The organism is Bradyrhizobium sp. HKCCYLRH3073 (assembly GCF_051167995.1).
Lineage (GTDB): Bacteria > Pseudomonadota > Alphaproteobacteria > Rhizobiales > Xanthobacteraceae > Bradyrhizobium.
Window position 1 is genome coordinate 51068 of record NZ_JBNPUD010000011.1, and the last position, 21217, is coordinate 72284.

Below are 21217 nucleotides of genomic sequence, written 5' to 3' on the forward strand. Positions count from 1 at the left end.
GAGCGCCGGGCCGCTCGATCATGAAGCCCGGCGCTCACCACCGGTCAGGCCGTGACCGCGACGGTGCTCCGGCGCAAGCCCATATACTGCAATTCGGCGAAGACGCCGGTGCCCACCGCCTGCACCGCGACGAATATCTCGCCGAGCACGTTCGGTGTGACGACGCCCGAGAACAGCAACGCGATGCTGCCGACCGTCCACGCCGCATTGCCGGCGATGACCAGAAGGATCAGCGGCCTTGGAGCCATCTGCCGCCAGCCCAGCCAGCCGACGAAGCCCGCGTAGACGATCAGGAACAGCCCGGTCTCGAGCAGCAACGCGTCAGGCAGTTGCAGCAGCGTCGCCAGCGGCGAAGCGCCGAAGGTGAGCGCGAGTCCGGCAACGCCGCTGAAGGCGGCATCGGCGAGCAGGGCGCGGCGGAGCAGGGCGGACGAGGTGATCATGTCGGGTCTCCTTCAGTTGGGGGCGGTTCAACGGAACCAGGCCAGGAGCTGACGCCGCAGCCGCGCCGGGCGCAGCGAGCGCGCGGCTCTCGTCTCGATCGCGTACACCTGTGCGAAGACGAGGCTGCCCGTGACGTGCAGCAGCGACTCCGGCATGTTGAGCGAGCGCGCCAGCAGCGATGTCGCGAGACCCGCCAGCCATTGGCTGGCGGCGGTGAAGGGGAAGGAAAGGGTCTCGGGATCGCGCTGCCTGCTCATCGTCATCTCCTGTGGTGAGGACGATGACCTGCGCCGGGAGGCATTTCGATTACCTGGCAGATCATGGAGGCGCTGACGTCAGCGTGATAGGTCTCGGATCATGAATGCACAGCTAGCTTCGGCGCGCGCCGACCGCGCCAGACCCGCTCATGTCGGCGAGCACTTGCGGCAATGGCGGCAGCGCCGGCATCTGTCCCAGCTCGATCTCGCACTCGATGCCGAGATCTCGGCACGACATCTGAGCTTCGTGGAAACCGGCCGCTCCGCGCCGTCGCGCGACATGGTCCTCAAACTGGCGGAGCGACTGGACGTGCCATTGCGCGAACGCAACGTTTTGCTGGTGGCGGCCGGCTACGCGCCCGCCTTCCAGCAGCGCCCGCTGGATGATCCGGCGCTCAAGCCCGCGCGCGAGGCGATGAACCTCGTGCTCAAGGCGCACGAGCCCAACCCTGCGCTGGCGATCGACCGGCACTGGAACCTGGTCGCGGCGAACCGCATGATCGCGCCGCTGCTGACAGGGGTCTCCGAGCGGCTGCTTGCGCCGCCGCTCAACGTGCTGCGGGTGGCGCTGCATCCGGAGGGGCTCGCGGCGCGGACGGTGAACCTCGCCGAATGGGCCGGCCATCTGCTGGAGCGATTGCACCGGCAATGCGAGGCCACCGCGGATGCGGATCTGCTGAAGCTCTATGAGGAGCTGAAGTCCTATCCATTCCCCGCGCGATCGGCGCCGCTCGCGGCCGACAGCGTCGCGATCCCATTGCGGCTTCGGGTCGGCGATGACGTGCTGAGCTTCTTCTCGACGACGATGGTGTTCGGCACGCCGGTCGACATCACGCTGTCGGAGCTGGCGTTGGAGACCTTCTTTCCCGCCGATGAGCTCACTGCGCTCAGGCTGAAGGAGATGGTTACCTCGCCGTGACCCCGCTTGTGTTGGCCGCGCGTGGGCTTATGTTGGGCGCAGCCATGGGAACTTGGAGGCACGCGCATGAGCACCTTGAAGCCGCTGATCATCGATGTCGTCTCCGATGTCGTCTGTCCCTGGTGCTACATCGGCAAGAAGCGCATCGAGGAGGCGCTGAAGCTCGTGCCTGACGTGCCGGTCGAGGTGAACTTCCGGCCGTTCTTCCTCAATCCCTGGGTGCCGCGCGAGGGCATCAGCCGCGAGCAGTACCTCACGACCAAGTTCGGATCGGTCGAAGCCTACAAGGGAATCGCAGGCCGCGTGGTCGCGGCCGCGGAGCAGGAGGGGCTGAGCTATCATCCCGATCGTGTCGCCCGTCAGCCCAACACGATCGATTGTCATCGCCTGATCCGCTGGGCCGGCGAGATCGGCAAGGCGCCGGAGATGAAGCAGCGGCTGATGGAGTTGTACTTCCGCGACGGCGGCGATCTGACCGACGTCGAGGTGCTGGTACAGGCCGCAGCGGATTGCGGGCTCGATGCCGAGGTGGTCCGCAAGATGCTGGCGACGGACGAGGATGTGGCGCTGGTCTCGGCCCAGGCGCAGGAGGCCGCAGAGAAGGGCATCTCCGGAGTGCCGACCTACGTCTTCGCGCAGAAATACGCCGTCTCCGGCGCGCAGGATCCGCAGATGCTGGCGCGCGCCATCCGGCAGGTGTCGGCGGAGGTCAACGCCGAGGCGGCTGAGTAGTCGGCCGGCGCTTTCGGAGGGCGCGGATCCCGTGCACCGCTCGGCGCGCGATGGCCAGGCCTTCGCGTCGCGCAGTCAACGCGCCGTGAATAAGCTCGACGACCGGATCGCGCGCATAAAGCGGGATCATCACGTCGCCGATGGCGAGGCGTTCGCGCCAGATCGGGTTGATCATGGGATGGTCGGGACCGGCGGTGGAGTCGGCGGCGTTGATCTTCGGATCCGCGCAAAGGTGCCGCGTCAGGTCAAGTGTCAGCTGGACACCGGGCGAGTATTTCGCGAAGCGCTCGTCGACGCCGAGCTTGAAGAAGAAGGCGCGATCCTGATGCCGCAAGACGACGCCCGCCGCAACGGTGGTGTCGCCCGCCATGAGGCTGATGATCTCGCAGGCCTCGTGCCGCGCCAGCGCCGGTGCAGCGCGTCGGATGAACGTCGCGTCGCCGTCGTGCTGGATCAGCGCAGTGCCGCGATGTCCCTTCCAGCCGCTCGCCTCCAGCACCAGAAACGTTTCCAGCGCAGTGGAGACGTCTCCGGGAGAACGCGCGACCTCGAAGCGAACCTCGCCATGCTCGGCCAGCCGATGACGCAGGCGGCGCAGCTCCTTCAGCTTCTTGGCGCCAAGCGCGTCATGCAGCACCTGGTCGCCGACGCCGGTCGCATCGAGAAAGGCTCTTTCATAGGATTGCAGCACACGCGGGCGCAGATCCCCGCGACGAAGCGCCGCCTCGAACGCCTGCATCACGGAGCCTGCCAGCGACATGTCGCGCAGCAGCAGGGCCCGAGCGCCCGTTCGTCGCGCGGCATCGAGCAGTTGCGCCGCAGCCCGCTCCGCGCGCCCGGCGTCGAGCAGCGGCGTGCACAGCGTGCCGTAGGGATGGCCGCTGGCGAGCGCAGGCAGGGGAAGCCTGCAGGCATGCCATAAAGAGGTCGTGGGCATCAGGCCGATGAGACGCGAGGGCTGATCGTCATCCCATGCGCACAGCGCCGATGTTCCGGTGCGGCCGCGCGCCGTGGCGTTCACCGCGCGTTCCCAGCCGGGCAGGTAATAGCCGTTCGGCTCGCGCGCACGCTCCGCCAGATCCTGCCATGCCTGCGGTGAAACGGTCTCCAACGGCACCAGGTCGGCGGCGCGCTCGCGCGCGAGCGGACCGGCCTGCTGGTTCCCTGACGTCGATGAAGCAGTCGCCATCGCGCGATCGATGATCTCGGCCACGTCCCGATAATCCCCTCGCGAGGCGGACAACCCGCACCGCGTGGGCGACACTAGCGCAAAGCTGACAAGAGACGCTTGCCGCCGGCCAACAATTCGAATCGATGCGTTAACGGCCGGTTCAGCATGTCGCTGGATGCGGTCAGCGGATCAGCGCGACCTCGCGGAAGGCGCCGATCAGCGGCTTCTCGAGCTTGCCCTCCATCCCCTGGAGGATCTCATAGGCCTTCTCGCGCGTCATCACCGGCTTGTAGCTGCGATATTCGATCAGCGCCGAGAAGATGTCGGAGATGGTGAGGATGCGCGTCAGGTCCGGGATGTTGTCGGCCATCAGCCCGTCGGGATAGCCGCTGCCGTCGAGAAATTCGTGATGGTTGCGTACCGCCTTCAGCACTTCGTCGGTGATCGCTGCGTTGTCCTTCAGTGCATCGTAACCAGCCACGGGATGGGTTTCCACCAGCGTGCGTTCCTTGACGTCGAGCCGGCCCGGCTTGTCGAGAATGGTGAGCGGGATCTTGGCCTTGCCGATGTCGTGGAACATCGCGGCCATGTAGAGACGCTCCAGATCGGAGCTGTGGACGCCGAGGCTCAAGCCGAAATCCACGGTGATGCCGGTCACCAGCAGGCAGTGCTGATAGGTGCCTTCGTGATGGCGGCGAACGGTGGCGAGCCAGTCGGACAGACCGTTTTCCGCTATACAGTCGGCGATCCGCTTGCCCGCCCGCCGGGTCTCCTCGACGTCGATCGCAGTACCGCCCAGCACGGCTGCGAACATCGAGGCGATGCAGGACGCGCCCGCAAATGCAGCCTGGCGGTCGTCGGTCGCGATGCTCTTGGCTGCAGAACCGGGGCGCGCATCGAGCAGCTTTCCGAGCAACTGATTGCGGCTCGGCGTGCTCGACAGCACGCTGGTCGCACCGAGCGCATAGGCCTGGACCGTCGACAGACGGGATTTGTTGTTGGTCAGGAAGATCCGCCGCGGAATACGCGAGAGCCGGTCGGAGATTTCCTTCAATGCGGTGATGTTGTCGACGTGGCGCAGATCGGCGGCCACGACGATCGCGTCGATGTCGCCGCCTTTGAAGTCGGCATCACCGATCAGTTCAGATGTGAGCGAGCAGCGTTCGGCCAGCATGCCGCGAAGCATAGCGAGCTTGGCCGTGTCATCGCCGACGAGGTGAACGTTCATGGAAAACCAGGTCCAGGGTCATTCCGCGTTTGTGGGCCCCGATGTTCCGCAGGAATCGTTAAATTTGAGCCATTCGTTCGCTGTGCGGTTGCGGATTTGCGTTAGCTAAGAACTAACAATCTGCGACCGGTGCGGTAGTCCGTTCCTGCACGCCCGCCGACAGGGCGAGTTCCAGTCGAGTTGGCGGATCCAGCTCGTCTTCGGAGGGAATTACTTCGTCGGCAGGACGGCTTTGTAATCTTCAGAAACACAGTCGTTGCTGGCCGCCGCGCGCCGCCGGTCGATGATCTCGTTGTGCCTGATCATGAGCCGATAGGTCTGGCGCCGAAGCGCGGTTCCACTGGCGGATGTGATCTGAGCCCGCACGCAGGCGGTCCATGTATCGCCGCCATCGGAATGTCGGGCGGATGTGGCCTCGAGATCGCGCGGCAGCGTCGTTGCGACGAAGATCATGTCGAGATTCTTGCGCACGAGAAGCGCGACGTCCGGCGCGGCTTCGGGCGGTGGCGGCTCGGGCGCCTTGGCCCGCATGAAGGCCGGCAGGCGCGCATTGCTGTCGGCGGCGCAGCCGGTCAGAAGCAGGGCCGAGAGCAGCCCCACGTGTGACGCAATCCGCCGCATGTCGCCTCGCCCCCCGTTTCGGCGCGGACGCTAGCGGTTGATCGCGGCATTGCTGCGGGGATCCCGTGAAGCAACGATGTCCGGTCGCGGCCGGAGGCCGTCATGCGCGCGAACGGCGCCTGCCGTGCGGCATCGTGCCCACCGGATTGTGCCCGTCGGCATGAACCGGGCCGCGAACCGGCTCGACCAACAGGGCACGCCATGAGCAGATTGGAGATCCCATGTTTCGGCACGCTCTCAGGGCTGCATTGCTCGCCGGCGGCCTGTTTGCCGGCCTTGCTCCCGCATTGGCCGAAGGCAGCAGGCTGGCGCTGGTGATCGGGCAGTCGGCCTATCGTTCGGTGACGCCGCTGCCGAACCCCGCCAACGACGCCAAGGCAATGGCGAAGATGCTGGGTGAAGCGGGGTTCGACGTGACGACCGCCGCCGATCTGTCGCAGCGGGACCTCAACAGGGAGGTGGGCGACTTTGCTGCCAAGATCGCGGCCAAGGGACCCGACACGGTGGCGCTGGTGTTCTATGCCGGCCACGGCTTGCAGATCGATGGCGAGAACTATCTCGTACCCGTCGACGTCGATCCGCGGCGTGAAGCCGACATTCCGCTGCAGGCCGTGCGTCTTAACGATCTCCTGAACACGCTCAATTCGGTGCCGAGCCGGATGCGCATCCTGCTGCTCGACGCCTGCCGCAACAATCCGTTTCCCGCCATCAGCCAGAACGCGGGCCGCGGCCTTGCGCTGGTCGACACCAAGACCGGAGCGCCGGGCACCTTCCTGTCCTACTCGACCTCGCCCGGCGCGGAAGCCGAGGATGGCACCGGCGCCAACAGCCCCTACACCACGGCACTGCTGCAGGCGGCGCGGGAGCCGGGCCTCCCGATCGAGCAGGCATTCAAGCGCGTGCGCGTCGCGGTGAACAAGGTCACTGAGGGCCGTCAGACGCCATGGGATTCGTCGTCCCTGACGGAGGATTTTCGCTTCGTCGGGGCGACGGATGCGGGCGCTGCCAATGCGGGCCTGCGGCCGGCCGTCGCCAAGCGCAGCGTCGACGAATGGAAGCGCAGCCTGGAAGGCAAGCCGATCGAGGCCGCCAACGAAATCATCGTCGGCGACGGCAGCGTCGAGGCCTATGAGGCGTTCGTCGCGCTCTACACCGCGCCGCCCTATGGCCCGCAGGCGCGGGAATGGCTCGACCTCCACAACAGGATGGCCGCCTGGAACGAGGCGGTGCTGATCAATACGGTGGCGTCCTATCAGGGCTTTCTCGACCGCTATCCGAACAGCGACCTGACCCCGACCGCGCGCAAGCTGATCGAGCGCCTGCGCAACCGGCCGGTGGTGACGCCGGTCGTGGCGGCCGCCAATGCGGCGATCCCGGCCGCTTCGGCAGCCCCGCCGGTCGTGCCGGCCGTGGCCGCGGCAGGCCCCACCTGCCCATGCTCGCAGACGCCTCCGCCGGCCCGGAAGTCGGAGAAGCGGGTCGAGGAGAAGCCGGCGAGGAAGCGCGACGAGGACCCGCCCAAGCGCGCCGGCCGCACGCCCCGGCGCGACCCTGGCGACGATGTCGTCGTCTATGCGCCGCCGCCTCCGCCGCGCGTGTATTATGGACCGCCGGTACGCGTGGCGCCGCCGGTGAGCATCGGGATCGGCGGCGGCTATGGACGGGTGCCTCAGAACTATCCGGCACGGCGCGGCTACGGCTACTGAAGCTTGCTGACATCCGTGCATCGATGTGGCCGCCCGCAGGGGCGGCCATTGACGTTGGGCGGGGGGCGTTCGTTCGGGTCATCCTCTGGGTTCCGCCATTCGTCATCGCTCCTCACCACTCGTCCCGTGGATGCTGCCGTCCGTCCCATCCCGCTCGATCCGTCCGCGAATGCTGCTTTCATCGTGCCGGTGCGTCGCTTCGGATGCCGTCTGAGGGAGGGAAGGGTCATGTCGTTGCGTCGAGCGGGTGTTTGCGCGGGCCTCGTCTGGAGCCAGCTGATGTTCGTGCCGGCCTTTGGCTGGCAGCACTGGGGCGGCGATGCCGGTGGAACGCGGTTCTCGCCGCTGGCGCAGATCACGCCTTCCAATGTCGATCGGCTGGTGCCGGCCTGGGACTATCACACCGGGGATCTGCAGAGCCGGCCGCCCGCAGCGGCCCTGCGCACCAAGTTCGAGGCGACGCCGATCCTGGTCGAGGACAGCGTGGTGTTCTGCACACCGTTCAATGAGGTGGTCGCACTCGATCCCGGCACCGGCGCGCAGCGCTGGCGTTTCGACCCCAAGGTCGGTGACGGGCGGCGCCCGGCCAATCGCTATGCCTGCCGCGGCGTTGCCTATTGGGTGGACCAGCGGGCGCCCGCCGGCACGGCATGCCGCAGCAGGCTGTTCATGGGTACGGTCGATGCGCGGCTGATCGCCCTCGACGCGCAAACGGGGCAGCCCTGCGCCGGCTTTGGAGCGGACGGCGAAGTGCGGATCGACATCGGCAAGGACCTGCTGTGGCCGGGCGAGTTCCAGATCACCTCGGCGCCAGTGACGGGCAGGGACGTCGTCGTGGTCGGCTCATCGATCGGCGACAATGTGCGGGTCGATGCGCCCAGAGGCACAGTCCGCGGCTTCGATGCCCGCACCGGCGAGCTGCGCTGGAGTTTCGATCCGTTGATCCATGACGGCATCGTGGCGGGACATGCGAACGTCTGGGCGCCGATGTCGGTCGACGAGGCGCGCGGCCTCGTGTTCCTTCCGACCTCCTCGCCCAGTCCGGATTTCTTCGGTGGTGCGCGTCCGGGTGACAACCGGCACGCCGATTCCGTGGTCGCTTTGCGGATCGAAAGCGGCGCGCTGGCCTGGTCGTTTCAGACCACCCATCATGACGTCTGGGACTACGATCTGCCGGCGCAGCCGATGCTGGCGCGGATCGAGACCGGGCAGGGGGCGCGTGACGTAGTGATGCAGCCGACCAAGCAAGGCTTCGTGTTCGTGCTCGACCGCGACACCGGCGCGCCGGTCTGGCCGGTGGAGGAGCGCGCAGTGCCGCAAGGCGCGGTCGAGGGTGAGGTTCTGTCGCCGACGCAGCCGTTCCCGACCCATGTGCCGCCGCTGCTCGATCAGCGCTTCGGGGCGGGTGATATTTTCAGGGCCGTGCCGCGCGTCCTGGATTCCTCCTGCGACGATCAGCTCGCGCCGTTGCGCAATGAGGGTCTCTACACGCCACCGACGACTCAGGGCACGCTGCTGTTTCCGATGACCGGCGGCGGCGTGAACTGGGGCGGCGCGGCGTTCGATCCCGTCCACCAGATCCTCTACGCCAATGTCAGCCGCGCCATCCACATCGTCAGGCTGATCCCGCGCGCGGAAGCCGACCGGATGAAGGCGCCGCGCGGTGTTGATTTTGGACTGCAGCGCGGAGCGCCGTTCGCGGTGACACGGGCGGTCGCGATGTCCAGGCTCGGCCTGTTGTGCAACCGGCCGCCATGGGGCGAAATGGTTGCGGTCGACCTCAAGGCCGGCAAGATCCTGTGGCGCTCGACCGTCGGCACCACCGAGGATCGCGCGCCGCTCGGGCTGGCGTTCAAGTGGGGCACGCCGCTCGTCAACGGCGTCGTGGTCACAGCCGGCGGCCTCGTCTTCACCGGCGCGATGGACGCCTATCTGCGCGCCTTCGACGCTGTCTCAGGTCAGGAGCTCTGGCAGGGCCGGTTGCCCGCGCCGGGCGTCGCCAATCCGATGACCTATCAATGGAAGGGCGAGCAATTCGTGGTGATCGCAGCGGGGGGCCATTCGGAGGCGGGAACGTCGCTCGGCGACAGCGTCGTGGCGTTTCGGCTGGCGCGGGATGGCGAAGGGCCCTCGCTATGGCCACGGACGATTGATCGCCCCGGCGGACGGTTTGCCGCCGGTGTGCTGCTCGCGGCCATTGTGCTGGTTGGTCTGTTCGTGGCGTTGTGGCGATGGCGCCTGCGGCGGGCCTAGCCCTCCGCACCGCCATCAGTCGAATGCGACGCCGATCCGCTTGTCGTGGCTCCAGACTGCGTGGCAGCGCCGCGTGAACTTGTCGGCCGGGATCACCAGCGTGAAGGCTTCGGGCAGACCGACCGGGCTGACCACCTCGACCCTGGCGCCGGTATCGGACATGTTGCGGACCATGCAATCGACCGCGCCGCCGCCGTCGAACGCCAGCCTGCCCTGCTTCAGCACCCGATGCCTCGGTGCAATGCGCTTGTCACTCGTCTCGCTCATGGCCTGTAACCCGGTGCCGAATGGCGTCACCTTTCGCGTCAAAAGCACCTAAAATAAATCACGCTCGCGTTTCGATCAGATGAATCCGGCCCGCGAGGCCCGGGCCGTCGCCTTCACGTTTCGTTAACCCCGGCCGGGCCGCGCGGATCAGAGCATCGCGAAGGCGCTCGACACCATGGCCACCGGCTTGCCATCGCCGGCGCTGGTCAGTGTGACCCGGCCGAAGCTCATGGTGCGGCCCATCCGCACCACGCGCGCATCCGCCAGCACGTCGGCGGATGCAATGGCGCGCATGAAATGCGTGGTCTGGTCGACAGTGGTCATCGGCCGGTAGCCGCCGCTGGCGGTGACCATCCCGATCACCATCGCGGTATCAGCAAAAGCCATCAGCGCCTGGCCGCAGACAACGCCATTGTCGCGGCAGAGCCGCGGCGAGAACGGCATGCGCAGGATGGCGCCGGCTTCGCCCAGCGGGGAGGGCGCGATGTCCTCGACGATCAGGCCAAGATCCTTGATCCAGGGAGCGAACACGTCATCGAGGATTCGCCTCGCGTCGTCGATGGTGAAGTTCGGGGTCTCATTCGGCACGCGCGGAGGTCCTCCCATGGTCTTGTCGATTTGTCTCGTCGACTTTTGTCGCCGCGATCGGCGGAGCCGCCGGAATGTTGCCGCAGAGCGGCGGCTTGAAAAGGCCGGAGTTGGAAAACTATGATGATGGCACACCGTGGAACAGACGGCAGGTGCGCGCAGACGGTGCGGCCGCGAACATCCCGGCCTGCGGTCCACCGTTTCGGCACAGTGCCGCGGGCTTGGCGCATGGCGAGGCGATGGTATAAGGCGCCTCTACCGGGGAGTAACCAATGAAGAAGCTGATCGTGACGATGGCGGTCGCCGTGCTGGCAGGCTGGGCGGTTCCCGCGATGGCGCAAATGCCCAATATCAACCTTCTCGCCGACGGTCCCTCGAAGACGCCCGAGGAAAAGGAAGCTGAAGCGGCGCGGGAGCAGGCCTACAAGGACACCATGCGCAAGATTCCGGACGCCAAGACGAGCGCCGATCCCTGGGGCAACGTCCGCGCGGCGGAGCAGCCCAAGGCGGCGCCTGCCATGAAGACCACCGCGGCCAAGAAGCCGAAGGCTGTCGGCAGCACCAATTGAGATTTATCGCGTTCGGGTCGGGCGGGCTCTGACCCTCCGGGCCGATTGCGGACTCGGATTCCTCGCGGCCCCGTCTATATTGACGGTGTGGCAGCGCGTTGGAGTTCGTCGATGGGGATGCGGCCCCGGGACATTGCCAGCCGGATGGCGGCCCGGCGCCAGAAGGGCGCCGCACAGGCTCGCGACGGCTACGTTCGCGACACGTTCACGCTGCCGCGCGAGCAAGCGCGCGCCAAGGCCCGCGACTATCTGACCCGCTATCCCAAGGCCGGCTACATGAGCGCCGTCGAAAGCTGGCGCGAGCTTCCCGACGGGGCGATCGAGTTCACGATGCGGCGGCTTCCCAGCGCCGATTGAACGATTCCGGCAAGCGCCTCATTCCTTTTCGCCAAGAAGCTTGCGTGTGTCGCGATTGATGAAATGAAGCCGCGTGCAGGCCTTGCAGACCACGGTTTCATAGGAGCACGTGGGATCGCCTGGCTTCGGCTCTTCCAGCCAATGCTGCACGTTCATCCCCGTTCGCGGACATTTGAAGATCAGATTACCCATACAAATTTAAATGTCTGCCAGGATGCAGACAGGCATTTTGATCTCGATCAAGCTCGGCTGCCGAAATGACGCGCAGTCGACCTCGCGGCCACAGGCTGAGGTTGTGGTTCTCGTCGGTGACAATCCACAAGAGGCCTGGCGAGCCGTCAGGCCTGATCCAGCGACTCGGCGACGATCCGGATGCGGAAGACCGGCTGCCGTGCCTCGTCGAGCAGCTCCATCTGCCATTCGGAGTTTTCGGCGAGCTTGCGCGAGATGCTGCTGGCCATGTCGGCGCAGACGGTGGTCATCTCTTTCCAGGCTGCGTTGCGGTCGGCGCACTCGGTCCCATACTCGGACGCGCCTGAGAAGTGGCCGTTGCGGATACGAAAGAAATAGAGCGGCATTGCCAAAACCGGTGAGCCCTGACCGCCCCAGGCCGCTGGGTTTGATGTACGCACCACAAATGGAAGCGCAAAACCCACTCGGATCAATTCCGGTAAAATACGGTCGGTCGCGCTGTTCGCTTCGGTTAGGCTGATTGCCGTTGGTGATGTGCGGCGCAACCGGGCACAGCGAAGGCCGACGAATGAGCCTCGGACCGCCGCGGTCCGAGGCTCGGCGTCAACGTCGTAGCTTCCCAGCAAGGGCAGTTCGGCAATGACACAATTAAATTAGTACGAAACCTGTCGGCGTGCCTTGCGTCAGATCAAGGTTGCAATCTCGATCAACCGCCGCGGGACGCACTTGGCTGCGGTCGAAGATCCGTTCCGGCACGACTGTCAGTCGGTAGGCAATCTGCGTCGCGCCGTCGACCATTTCCAGGAGTTCGTCGCAGGCCGGACAACGCCTCTCTCCCGCGGCGCCTTGCTGCGAGTGAAGCTCGATCCTTTGAAGGCCGGCCCTGCAGGACGGACACGTCACGTCATCTCTTGTCATCGCCGATATGAAGCGCAGCGCCCGCAATCCGTTCCCCGACATCACGACAATGACGGAGGGAGATGCATCCCGAGCGGAGCTATCAACGTCGAAAGCCCCGGACGTCGTCCGGGGCTTTCTTTCGGCGCGGATGGTTTCAGGGCCGTGCGCCTACGGGTGACGGAGCCTGCAAATGTTGGAGCTGGCAGGCTGCAAGGGATCGGTCGACGCCGCATCACTGACAATACATCACGGACAATACGGGTCAGCCATCATCGCAACGAACAAACAAATCCGGGGCTGATCAAAAATTTGCTCAGACGTACGACAACCACGATCCTATAACGCAACCCAAAGTTTATGACAATGGTTTGTGGCTTGAAGATGTCGTGAGCGCCGGCGTGCCGCGTGATGCGGATCACGCGGGTCTTGTCCGGGCCATTCCTCAGGCCGGCATCAGGAGCTGCGCGAATGGCGCGCTAGCCCATCCTCGGGCATGGTCCGACACAGGGGCGTTCGAGGTTCGTCGTTTCATCTGTCGCTCGTCATATGGCGGTCGTCGAGCTGCTCGGATGCCGCTTGGTGCGGAACTTCATGGCCGGACTCTGCTTGCAGGGCGGCTGCACGTCTGCATCGAAATCGTGCGTCTGCACGCACGGTGAGCCGAACAAAAGCAGAAGAGGCGAGGGAACTTCGTTCTTCTCAGGAGAACCACGGACCGTGCGATCTACGCACGCGTGTAGGAGTTTGGTAGTTTCAAGGAAAAGTCTTGACGAGCTCGATCGGCCCGACGATCGCGGCATTGAAGTCGGCGAGGTCTTCGCTGGGAATCCAGTACTCGAGATGCTCTCGGCCGCCGGCCTCATGCACTTCGTACGCGTCGATGAAGCGTCGCAGGATCGCGAAGCGCAGCACATGGCCGCAGCCGCTCGCCGGTACGTTCCAGTCCCTCGCGATCTTCACGGCATAGGCCTCGGTCAGCACCGGGTAGAAGATCGGCTGCTCCGGAAGGCGCGGCGGAAACGCCCGCATGCCCGAGGCTGCGATCAAGGCGAACTCCTTTGGGCCGACCGGGCGCCACAGCGTGAGGGTCTGTTCCTTGTTGGATCCGGTCATGCTGGTCCCGAAAATTGGAAGCGGTAGGGGGCTCACAGAGAAGGACCAGCAGGATGATAGGGCACGGTCGAGACCACAATAACAACTTATAATTGAAGTGGCGTCTGTCACTGGCGCGAGAGGCGAGGTTGGAGCGCTCGGACAGGCCGGTCGTAATTCGCATGATCGCCGGTCGGCGGCTGCGCCGCTCGCGCGCATGGCCTCCGCCTTCAGCCGAGCCAGGATCCTCTCGCGGTCGCCGTCATCCAGCATCCCTTTACTTCGCTTGTGGGCCCGCTCGTCGGGCAGCGCTTCCTCAGCGGTGCTCGGTGCACTGGCGCCGGCCCTCGGCCCCTCGAGCGGCAGGCGTGTCCCCGCGGCTGTCAGGGGTTTGCGAAGAGAAGAGGCGTGATTGTCGAGAAGAACATATTGCGAACAAAGAACGGATGGAGTACATTCACCTCAAGATTGCTGGCCGACCTCGTTAACCGTTTGTCCATCTCGCGAATCCCCGCCATAAGGAGCGCCAATGTCCGCCACCGCCCTGCGTATCGTCGAAGGTTCCTCAATGGATAAGAGTAAGGCGCTCTCTGCTGCGCTGTCCCAGATCGAACGTCAGTTCGGCAAGGGCTCGGTGATGAAGCTGGGCAAGAACGACCGCTCGATGGATGTCGAGACGGTGTCGACCGGCTCGCTCGGGCTCGACATCGCGTTGGGGATCGGTGGGCTGCCGAAAGGGCGCATCGTCGAGATCTACGGTCCGGAATCCTCGGGCAAGACCACGCTGGCGCTGCACACGGTGGCGGAAGCGCAGAAGAAGGGCGGCATCTGTGCCTTCATCGATGCCGAGCATGCGCTCGATCCGGTCTATGCGCGCAAGCTGGGCGTCAACATCGATGAGCTCCTGATCTCACAGCCGGATACGGGTGAGCAGGCGCTGGAGATCTGCGACACCCTGGTGCGTTCCGGTGCGGTCGACGTGCTGGTGGTCGACTCGGTGGCGGCGCTGGTGCCGAAGGCGGAGCTCGAAGGCGAGATGGGCGAGTCGCTGCCGGGCCTGCAGGCCCGCCTGATGAGCCAGGCTCTGCGCAAGCTGACGGCCTCGATCAACAAGTCCAACACGATGGTGATCTTCATCAACCAGATTCGCATGAAGATCGGTGTGATGTACGGCTCGCCGGAGACCACCACCGGCGGCAATGCGCTGAAATTCTATGCCTCGGTCCGCCTCGACATCCGCCGCATCGGCGCGATCAAGGAGCGCGACGAGGTGATCGGCAATTCCACCCGTGTGAAGGTGGTGAAGAACAAGCTGGCGCCGCCGTTCAAGCAGGTCGAGTTCGACATCATGTATGGCGAGGGCGTCTCCAAGATGGGCGAGATCCTCGATCTCGGCGTCAAGGCCGGCATCGTCGAGAAGTCCGGCGCCTGGTTCTCTTACGATAGCCAGCGTCTCGGGCAGGGACGTGAGAATTCGAAATCGTTCCTCAAGACCAATCCGGACATGACCGCCAAGATCGAAGCCGCGATCCGCCAGAACTCCGGCCTGATCGCCGAGCAGATCCTGGCCGGCAATGCCGAGCGCGACGCCGACGGCGAGGAGCCGGCGGAGGAGTAGAGCTACGACGGCGGCGGGTGCCATGGACGTCGTGTTGCCGACGTTCCGGCGCCCGTTTGCAGATGTGTAGTGTTCTGCCGAAATCTGCGTTGCTGCATGACCAATGCAGTGAGCCCGGGTTTCTGAGCGCCGGATACGATCTTCAGCGCGAATAATCGAAAGCGTGCGAGCGGACCGGATCCGCGCGGCGGCACCGACGTTTCCGGCGCCGGTCCTGGGCGCCGGGAGCCGATTGCGAACGTGTTGATAGCGCCTTGAGCCAATCAGGTCGTGCCGGAGCCAACAGCATGACACGTTTGATTTTAGCGGCCGATGATCCCAGCGCCGGAGCGCTTCGGAGGGGCGGCTTTGCCGACCTGGTGGTGCCAATTCTCCATCGTTTCGTGTGGGGACCGCTGCCATCCGATGCCGAATTATCGGCTTATCTCGTCCAGCGCACCGTGCGACGGAAGCGGGGGCATTGGTTGGATTTCGCCTCGCGCGTCGACTTCATGGCGGTCGGCGGGCGGAGTCAGAGTTTTCTCGAACTTGTCGACCGTTGCGATAGCGTCGAACTGTGGATGGGGACCCGTCCGAACGATCAGTTGGTGCTGATCTGGCTCTTGGATTATCTGCGCGATTACGCCGAGATCGCGACGAAGATCGTGTTGCGACACCTCGATGCGCCAGTCTTCGACGCCTTGGCCAGACAACCCGCCGGCCGGACCATTGCCGGCGTGGCGCTCGCGCGTGAGCATCTCGACCTGGGCCATCTGGCATGGCAGGCGTTTCGGACGCCGACGCCGCAGGCCTGGTTCGATCTGTTGAATCAGGATCTCAGTGCACTGCCGCAGCTTCGCCGCTGCGTGCAGGAGATGCTCGATGAGCTTCCCGGTGTTGCCACGGGCCTGGGAGCATCGGAACTGCGAATCCTCGAATTGCTGTCAGCCGGCTATCAGCACCCCTTCGACCTGTTGCCGCATCATCGGGATCGCTTTCAACGCCGCGTCTATGACTATTGGGAAGGAGGCACGTTGCTTGACGGTCTGGCACTCGCGCCGGTGCCGGCAATTTCGGGCCTCGACGAATGGCCGTTCTCGGTCGAGATGCACGACAGCCGTGAACGCCTCGAGCGCTACAAGGCCAGCAGGCTGTCGCTGACGCCGCTCGGCAAGGCAATCCTCGCCGGCGAGGAGGATTTCAGCAGCCATAATCCGATCCGGCGCTGGTGGGGCGGCACCGAATTGATCAACGCCAATCTCTGGCGTTGGCATGCGGTGCTCATCGCTCCGGATCCGGGCACGTCTGACGTCATTGTTTGCCGCGAGCCGTGGCGCCCGATCGCTCGGAACATGCGTGAGGAAGCTTACTCCGCCGCCTGGGCGTAGTCCGCCACCGGCGGGCAGGAGCACACCAGATTGCGGTCGCCGTAGACGTTGTCGACGCGGCCGACCGGGCACCAGTACTTGTCGGTGCGCGAGGTGCCCGCGGGGAAGCAACCCTCGCTGCGGCGGTAGGCCCTGTTCCAATCGTCGTCGGCGATGTCGTGCACCGTGTGCGGCGCGTGGCGCAGCGGCGAGGCCTCGATTCCGAAGCGGCCCTGTTCGACCTCGGCGATCTCCTTGCGGATCGCGATCATGGCGTCGCAGAAGCGGTCGAGCTCAGCCTTGGACTCCGATTCCGTCGGCTCGATCATCAGGGTGCCCGCCACCGGGAAGCTCATCGTCGGCGCGTGGAAGCCGTAGTCGATCAGCCGCTTGGCGATGTCGTCGACGGTGACGCCGCTGCTCTGCTTGAGCGGCCGCGGGTCGATGATGCATTCATGCGCGACGCGGCCGCGCTCATTGCGGTAGAGCACCGGGAAATGCGCATCGAGCCGCGCCGCGACGTAGTTGGCGTTGAGGATCGCAATCTCGGTGGCGCGGGTCAGGCCGTCGCCGCCCATCAGCAGCATGTAGATGTAGGAGATGGTCAGGATCGAGGCCGAGCCGTAGGGGGCGGCCGAGACCGGCCCGATCGGATGCGCGCTCGCGCCGTCGGTCGCTGGGTGACCGGGCAGGAAGGGCGCCAGATGCGCCTTGACCCCGATCGGACCCATGCCGGGGCCGCCGCCGCCATGCGGAATGCAGAACGTCTTGTGCAGGTTGAAATGGCTGACATCGGCGCCGTAATCGCCGGGTCTGGAGAGGCCGACCTGCGCATTGAGGTTGGCGCCGTCGAGATAGACCTGTCCGCCGTGGGCATGGACGATGTCGCAGATGTCACGGATGTGCTCCTCGAACACGCCATGCGTCGAGGGATAGGTGATCATGATGGCGGCGAGCTTGGCGCTATGCACTTCCGCCTTGGCCGCGAGATCGGCGAGATCGACATTGCCGCCTGCATCGCAGCCGACCACGACCACCTCCATGCCGGCCATATGCGCGGAGGCGGGGTTGGTGCCGTGAGCGGACGAGGGAATCAGGCAGATCGTGCGGTGGCCCTCGCCACGCGCGGCATGGTAGCCCCGAATGGCCAGAAGCCCGGCATATTCGCCCTGCGCGCCCGAGTTCGGCTGCAGCGACACGGCGTCATAGCCGGAGATGCGGCACAGCCAGTCGGTCAGATCGGCGAACATCGTGTGATAGCCGGCCGCCTGCGCGCGCGGCACGAACGGGTGCAGGCTGGAAAATTCCGGCCAGGTCAGCGGGATCATCTCGGTGGTCGCGTTCAGCTTCATCGTGCACGAGCCAAGCGGAATCATCGCACGATCGAGCGCGAGGTCGCGGTCCGCAAGCTTGCGCAAATAGCGCAGCATCTCGGTCTCGGAGCGATGCGCGTGGAACACCGGATGCGCGAGGTACGGCCGCTGCCGCTTGAGCTCGGCCGGCAGCGCCTCGCGGGCTTCCGCCTCGATCGTCGTGTAGGAGAGGTCGCCGCCGAATGCGCGCCAGACGGCTTCGACGACATCGGCCGTCGTGGTCTCATCGAGCGCGATCCGCAGCCTGCTGCCGTCGCGGCCAAGATTGATCCGCTCGCCTTCGGCGCGGGCGATGATCGACTCGGACTTGGCGCCGGCCTCGACGGTGATCGTGTCGAAGAAGGTCTCGCTTTCCGGCGCAAAGCCGAGCTTGCGCAGCCCCGCAGCCAGCACCGCGGTCCGCCGATGCGCGGTGCGGGCGATCGCCTTCAGCCCATCCGGGCCATGATAGACCGCATACATCGCGGCGATCACCGCCAGCAGCACTTGCGCGGTGCAGATGTTCGACGTTGCCTTCTCGCGCCTGATGTGCTGCTCGCGGGTCTGCAGCGCCAGCCGATAGGCGGGGGCACCGCGCGAATCGACGGACAGGCCGACGATGCGGCCGGGCAGCGACCGCTTCAGCGCATCGCGCACCGCCATGTAGGCCGCATGCGGTCCGCCATAGCCCATCGGCACGCCGAAGCGCTGCGGCGAGCCGATCGCGATGTCGGCGCCGAGTTCGCCCGGCGAGGCAATCACGGTCACGGCCAGCAGGTCGGCGGCCAGAATCGCCAGTGCGCCCTTGTCGTGCAGCTTGGCGATCGCGGCGCGCGGATCGCGCAGCGCGCCCGTCGTATCCGGATATTGCAGCAGGCCGCCGAACACCTCGGCGCCGTCCAGATCCTTGGCGGGATCGCCGACGATCAGCTGCCAGCCGAGCGGCTCCGCGCGGGTGCGCAGCACCGCCAGCGTCTGCGGATGCACGTTCCGATCGACGAAGAATGCCTTGGTCTTCGCCCGTGCCGACCGCTCGGCCAGCGCCATCGCTTCCGCCGCCGCCGTGGCTTCGTCCAGCAGCGAGGCGTTGGCGACGTCGAGCCCGGTGAGATCGCAGATCATGGTCTGGAAGTTGAAAAGCGCCTCCAGCCGCCCCTGGCTGATCTCCGGCTGATAGGGGGTGTAGGCCGTGTACCAGGCCGGGTTCTCCAGGATGTTGCGCTGGATCACCGCCGGCATCAGCGTGCCGGAATAGCCCTGGCCGATCAGCGAGGTGAAAACCTGATTCCGCGTCGCCAGTGCGCGCATGTGCGACAAGGCTTCAGTTTCGCTCAGCGCCGGCTCGAGGGTGAGCGGCGCCGCCTGCCGGATCGTGCCGGGCAGCGTCTGCGCCATCAGCTCCGCGACGCTCTTGGCGCCGACGGTCTCCAGCATCGCCGCGACGTCGCGCGGCGAGGGACCGATATGGCGGCGGGCGAAGCTGGCGGCGGCATCATCGAGCGGCTTGAGCGGCGTGGTCATGAGCAAATCCTCTATGCCTCGTCATGCCCCGCGACGGCGGGGCATCCAGTAAACAGCGACGGCGAGATCGGTAGGCCGTAGCCCGGGCGAGCGCAGCGACCCCGGGACCGCCGGTCCCGCATATCGCTCCGCTCATGCGGGCTACGCACCGCGCGTCTCACGCCGTGTGCGCCTTGTAGGCGGCCTCATCCATCAGCCCGCCGAGCTCGCTCTTGTCGGCGATCTTGAGCTTGAAGAACCAGGCCTTGCCGCCGGCGTCGGTGTTGACGAGCGCAGGCTCGTCGACGATCGCCTGGTTGACCTCGACCACCTCGCCGGTGATTGGCGCATAGACGTCGGAGGCGGCCTTGACCGATTCGACCACGGCGGCGGCTTCCGACTTCTTCAGCGCGCGGCCGACCTGCGGCAGCTCCACGAACACGACGTCGCCGAGCTGGGCCTGCGCATAGTCGGTGATGCCGATGGTGGCTGTGTCGCCATCGATGCTGAGCCATTCATGGTCGGAGGTGTAGAGCGTAGTCATGGACGTCCTTCAGCGCTTGTAGGTGTTGGGAACGAAGGGCATGGCGGCGACCCGCAGCGGCAGGCGTTGGCCGCGCACATCGGCGAACAACGGGGTGTCGAGCGCAGAGAGAGTGGTCGGCACGTAACCCATCGCGACCGGCGCATTCAGCGTCGGGCCGAAGCCACCAGAGGTGACCTTGCCGACCGGCTCGCCTGAATCGGCCGAAGCGAACAGCGCTGCTCCCTCGCGCACCGGCGCGCGGCCCTCGGGCCGCAAACCGACGCGGCGGCGTGTCGCACCGCCATCGAACTGCGCGAGGATCTTGTCAGCGCCGGGGAAGCCGCCGGCGCGCGCGCCGCCGGTGCGGCGGACCTTCTGCACCGACCATTCCAGCGCAGCTTCCACGGGCGTTGTCGCCGTGTCGATGTCGTGGCCGTAGAGGCAGAGCCCGGCCTCGAGCCGCAGGCTGTCGCGGGCGCCCAGCCCGATCGGCAGCACGTCCTTGTCGGACAGCATCGCCTCGGCGAGCCGCTCGGCCTGATCGGCAGGCACCGAGATCTCGTAGCCGTCCTCGCCGGTGTAGCCCGAGCGCGAAACGTAGCAGGCGAGCCCATCGACGCTGCGCGGCCCCGCGTCCATGAACCGCATCGCCTCGGCCTCTGCACAGAATTTCGTCAGCACGGACGCCGCCTTCGGCCCCTGCAGCGCCAGCAGCGCGCGGTCGGTCAGCGGTTGGACCTCGCAGACGTCGGACACTCCGTCGCGCAGCAGCGCGATGTCCGCCTCCTTGCAGGCGGCGTTGACCACCAGCACCAGGTGCTCGCCGAAATTCGCCACCATCAGGTCGTCGAGGATGCCGCCCTCGGCGTTGGTGAACTGGGCATAGCGCTGCCGGCCGGGCGGGATGCCGATGACGTCCTGCGGCACCAGCCGCTCCAGCGCCGCCGCGGCGTCGGCGACGTTGCCGGATTTCGGCAGCAGCGCGACCTGGCCCATGTGGGAGACGTCGAACAGCCCGGCCGCGCTGCGGGTATGGAGGTGTTCCTTGAGTACGCCGGGCGCGTATTGCACCGGCATCTCATAGCCCGCAAAGGGCACCATCTTGCCGCCGAGGCTGACATGCAGCGCATGCAGCGGCGTTCGCTTCAAAGAAAGGGGGGCAGCCGGTTCAGCCATCGATCAGGGGTCCTCGCGCGGTTCCTCGGGACCAGTCCCGAAAAACGCCACCGAAGCCCCATCTGTCGCTGTGCCTGAGAGTATTATCCCGTCGGCGGACGCGTCCCGGGATCAGGCCCGGCCAGCGTCTCTTTCCAGATGCAGTTGCAGTCGCGAGGGTCCTTTTGCCTGAGAGTTTCCGGGGCGGTTGCTCCTTCGGCGCCGGCCCTTGACGTTCAACCAGAACCTCAGAAGGCCAGTCTCTCCCGACGCGACTGTCGTCTATGTCCGGGACCAAACACCAGCCCGCGCAAGCTGTCAACGCGTCACGGCGGCTTTCAACCAGCTTTAGGAGCCGTGCAGCAAGCCCATGATGTTTCTGCACAGTTTCTGGACACGCGAAGTCGCCTTGTCTAAAAGCATT

20 protein-coding genes and 1 riboswitch are annotated in these 21217 nt (G+C 65.9%); of the genes, 8 read left to right on the forward strand and 12 right to left on the reverse strand.

The genetic code is table 11. The features are described from left to right. Positions 1 to 44: 44 nt before the first annotated feature. Together ACQR1X_RS24095 and ACQR1X_RS24100 are read right to left on the reverse strand one after the other, a co-directional pair. Complete coding sequence (locus tag ACQR1X_RS24095) at positions 45 to 443, reverse strand: hypothetical protein (RefSeq protein WP_316218129.1); 399 nt, start codon at positions 441 to 443, stop codon at positions 45 to 47. Between the two features lie 27 nt (positions 444 to 470). Next, positions 471 to 701, reverse strand: a complete 231-nt coding sequence (locus ACQR1X_RS24100) for a hypothetical protein (RefSeq protein WP_316218128.1) — start codon at positions 699 to 701, stop codon at positions 471 to 473. A gap of 100 nt (positions 702 to 801) precedes the next feature. Here ACQR1X_RS24100 and ACQR1X_RS24105 point away from each other — a divergent pair, with 100 nt between their 5' ends. Both ACQR1X_RS24105 and ACQR1X_RS24110 read left to right on the forward strand, forming a co-directional pair. Then, complete coding sequence (locus ACQR1X_RS24105) at positions 802 to 1620, forward strand: helix-turn-helix domain-containing protein (protein WP_315804268.1); 819 nt, start codon at positions 802 to 804, stop codon at positions 1618 to 1620. A 66-nt stretch (positions 1621 to 1686) separates the two neighbouring features. Further along, complete coding sequence (locus ACQR1X_RS24110) at positions 1687 to 2352, forward strand: DsbA family oxidoreductase (protein WP_315804267.1); 666 nt, start codon at positions 1687 to 1689, stop codon at positions 2350 to 2352. Here the strand turns inward: ACQR1X_RS24110 and ACQR1X_RS24115 are convergent. The 3 genes from ACQR1X_RS24115 to ACQR1X_RS24125 all read right to left on the reverse strand — a co-directional run bounded on the left by ACQR1X_RS24115 (position 2330) and on the right by ACQR1X_RS24125 (position 5351). Then, positions 2330 to 3565, reverse strand: coding sequence for a GNAT family N-acetyltransferase (locus ACQR1X_RS24115; protein ID WP_434896030.1), 1236 nt, complete (start codon positions 3563 to 3565; stop codon positions 2330 to 2332). The two genes, ACQR1X_RS24110 and ACQR1X_RS24115, sit on opposite strands and share 23 nt — an antisense overlap. A gap of 139 nt (positions 3566 to 3704) precedes the next feature. Next, positions 3705 to 4751: an HD-GYP domain-containing protein gene (locus tag ACQR1X_RS24120; RefSeq protein WP_316182497.1), complete on the reverse strand. Its 1047-nt coding sequence runs from the start codon at positions 4749 to 4751 to the stop codon at positions 3705 to 3707. Between the two features lie 210 nt (positions 4752 to 4961). After that, entirely contained in the window at positions 4962 to 5351 is a 390-nt protein-coding gene (locus ACQR1X_RS24125; protein ID WP_316182498.1) for a hypothetical protein, read from the reverse strand. A 242-nt stretch (positions 5352 to 5593) separates the two neighbouring features. Here ACQR1X_RS24125 and ACQR1X_RS24130 point away from each other — a divergent pair, with 242 nt between their 5' ends. Further along, on the forward strand, positions 5594 to 7078 hold the full coding sequence (locus ACQR1X_RS24130) for a caspase family protein (protein WP_434899706.1): 1485 nt from the start codon (positions 5594 to 5596) through the stop codon (positions 7076 to 7078). Between the two features lie 279 nt (positions 7079 to 7357). After that, the gene (locus tag ACQR1X_RS24135) at positions 7358 to 9331 is read left to right on the forward strand and encodes a pyrroloquinoline quinone-dependent dehydrogenase (protein ID WP_434899757.1); all 1974 of its coding nucleotides are present in this window, start codon (positions 7358 to 7360) and stop codon (positions 9329 to 9331) included. 15 nt (positions 9332 to 9346) lie between these two features. On the opposite strand, the gene ACQR1X_RS24140 is transcribed toward ACQR1X_RS24135, so the two are convergent. After that, positions 9347 to 9598 (reverse strand): PilZ domain-containing protein, encoded by a 252-nt coding sequence (locus tag ACQR1X_RS24140; protein WP_315716061.1) that lies wholly within the window; start codon positions 9596 to 9598, stop codon positions 9347 to 9349. A 147-nt stretch (positions 9599 to 9745) separates the two neighbouring features. Continuing rightward, positions 9746 to 10186 carry a PaaI family thioesterase gene (locus ACQR1X_RS24145; protein WP_315804262.1) on the reverse strand — a complete coding sequence of 147 codons (441 nt, stop codon included), beginning with the start codon at positions 10184 to 10186 and terminating at the stop codon, positions 9746 to 9748. 272 nt (positions 10187 to 10458) lie between these two features. On the opposite strand from ACQR1X_RS24145, the gene ACQR1X_RS24150 reads away from it, so the two are divergent. Next, positions 10459 to 10755 (forward strand): hypothetical protein, encoded by a 297-nt coding sequence (locus tag ACQR1X_RS24150; RefSeq protein WP_316182504.1) that lies wholly within the window; start codon positions 10459 to 10461, stop codon positions 10753 to 10755. A gap of 111 nt (positions 10756 to 10866) precedes the next feature. Next, positions 10867 to 11112, forward strand: a complete 246-nt coding sequence (locus ACQR1X_RS24155; protein ID WP_315804260.1) for a hypothetical protein — start codon at positions 10867 to 10869, stop codon at positions 11110 to 11112. 338 nt (positions 11113 to 11450) lie between these two features. Here the strand turns inward: ACQR1X_RS24155 and ACQR1X_RS24160 are convergent, their stop codons facing one another. Then, complete coding sequence (locus ACQR1X_RS24160; RefSeq protein ID WP_012045383.1) at positions 11451 to 11690, reverse strand: DUF6894 family protein; 240 nt, start codon at positions 11688 to 11690, stop codon at positions 11451 to 11453. 1267 nt (positions 11691 to 12957) lie between these two features. Beyond that, positions 12958 to 13251 (reverse strand): hypothetical protein, encoded by a 294-nt coding sequence (locus ACQR1X_RS24165; RefSeq protein ID WP_315804347.1) that lies wholly within the window; start codon positions 13249 to 13251, stop codon positions 12958 to 12960. Between the two features lie 574 nt (positions 13252 to 13825). Between ACQR1X_RS24165 and recA the strand changes: the two genes are divergently transcribed. Together recA and ACQR1X_RS24175 are read left to right on the forward strand one after the other, a co-directional pair. After that, complete coding sequence (gene recA, locus ACQR1X_RS24170; protein ID WP_315804259.1) at positions 13826 to 14914, forward strand: recombinase RecA; 1089 nt, start codon at positions 13826 to 13828, stop codon at positions 14912 to 14914. Positions 14915 to 15201: 287 nt separating this feature from the next. Continuing rightward, positions 15202 to 16281, forward strand: coding sequence for a DUF1835 domain-containing protein (locus tag ACQR1X_RS24175; RefSeq protein ID WP_434899707.1), 1080 nt, complete (start codon positions 15202 to 15204; stop codon positions 16279 to 16281). Here the strand turns inward: ACQR1X_RS24175 and gcvP are convergent. From gcvP to gcvT, 3 genes are all read right to left on the reverse strand, one after another. Continuing rightward, on the reverse strand, positions 16260 to 19133 hold the full coding sequence (gene gcvP, locus ACQR1X_RS24180) for an aminomethyl-transferring glycine dehydrogenase (protein ID WP_434899708.1): 2874 nt from the start codon (positions 19131 to 19133) through the stop codon (positions 16260 to 16262). The genes ACQR1X_RS24175 and gcvP overlap by 22 nt on opposite strands. Positions 19134 to 19290: 157 nt before the next feature. Continuing rightward, complete coding sequence (gene gcvH / locus ACQR1X_RS24185) at positions 19291 to 19656, reverse strand: glycine cleavage system protein GcvH (protein WP_316238711.1); 366 nt, start codon at positions 19654 to 19656, stop codon at positions 19291 to 19293. 9 nt (positions 19657 to 19665) lie between these two features. Beyond that, positions 19666 to 20814 (reverse strand): glycine cleavage system aminomethyltransferase GcvT, encoded by a 1149-nt coding sequence (gene gcvT / locus ACQR1X_RS24190; protein ID WP_315804255.1) that lies wholly within the window; start codon positions 20812 to 20814, stop codon positions 19666 to 19668. Positions 20815 to 20960: 146 nt separating this feature from the next. Beyond that, positions 20961 to 21072, reverse strand: a riboswitch (glycine riboswitch). Positions 21073 to 21217 lie beyond the last annotated feature (145 nt).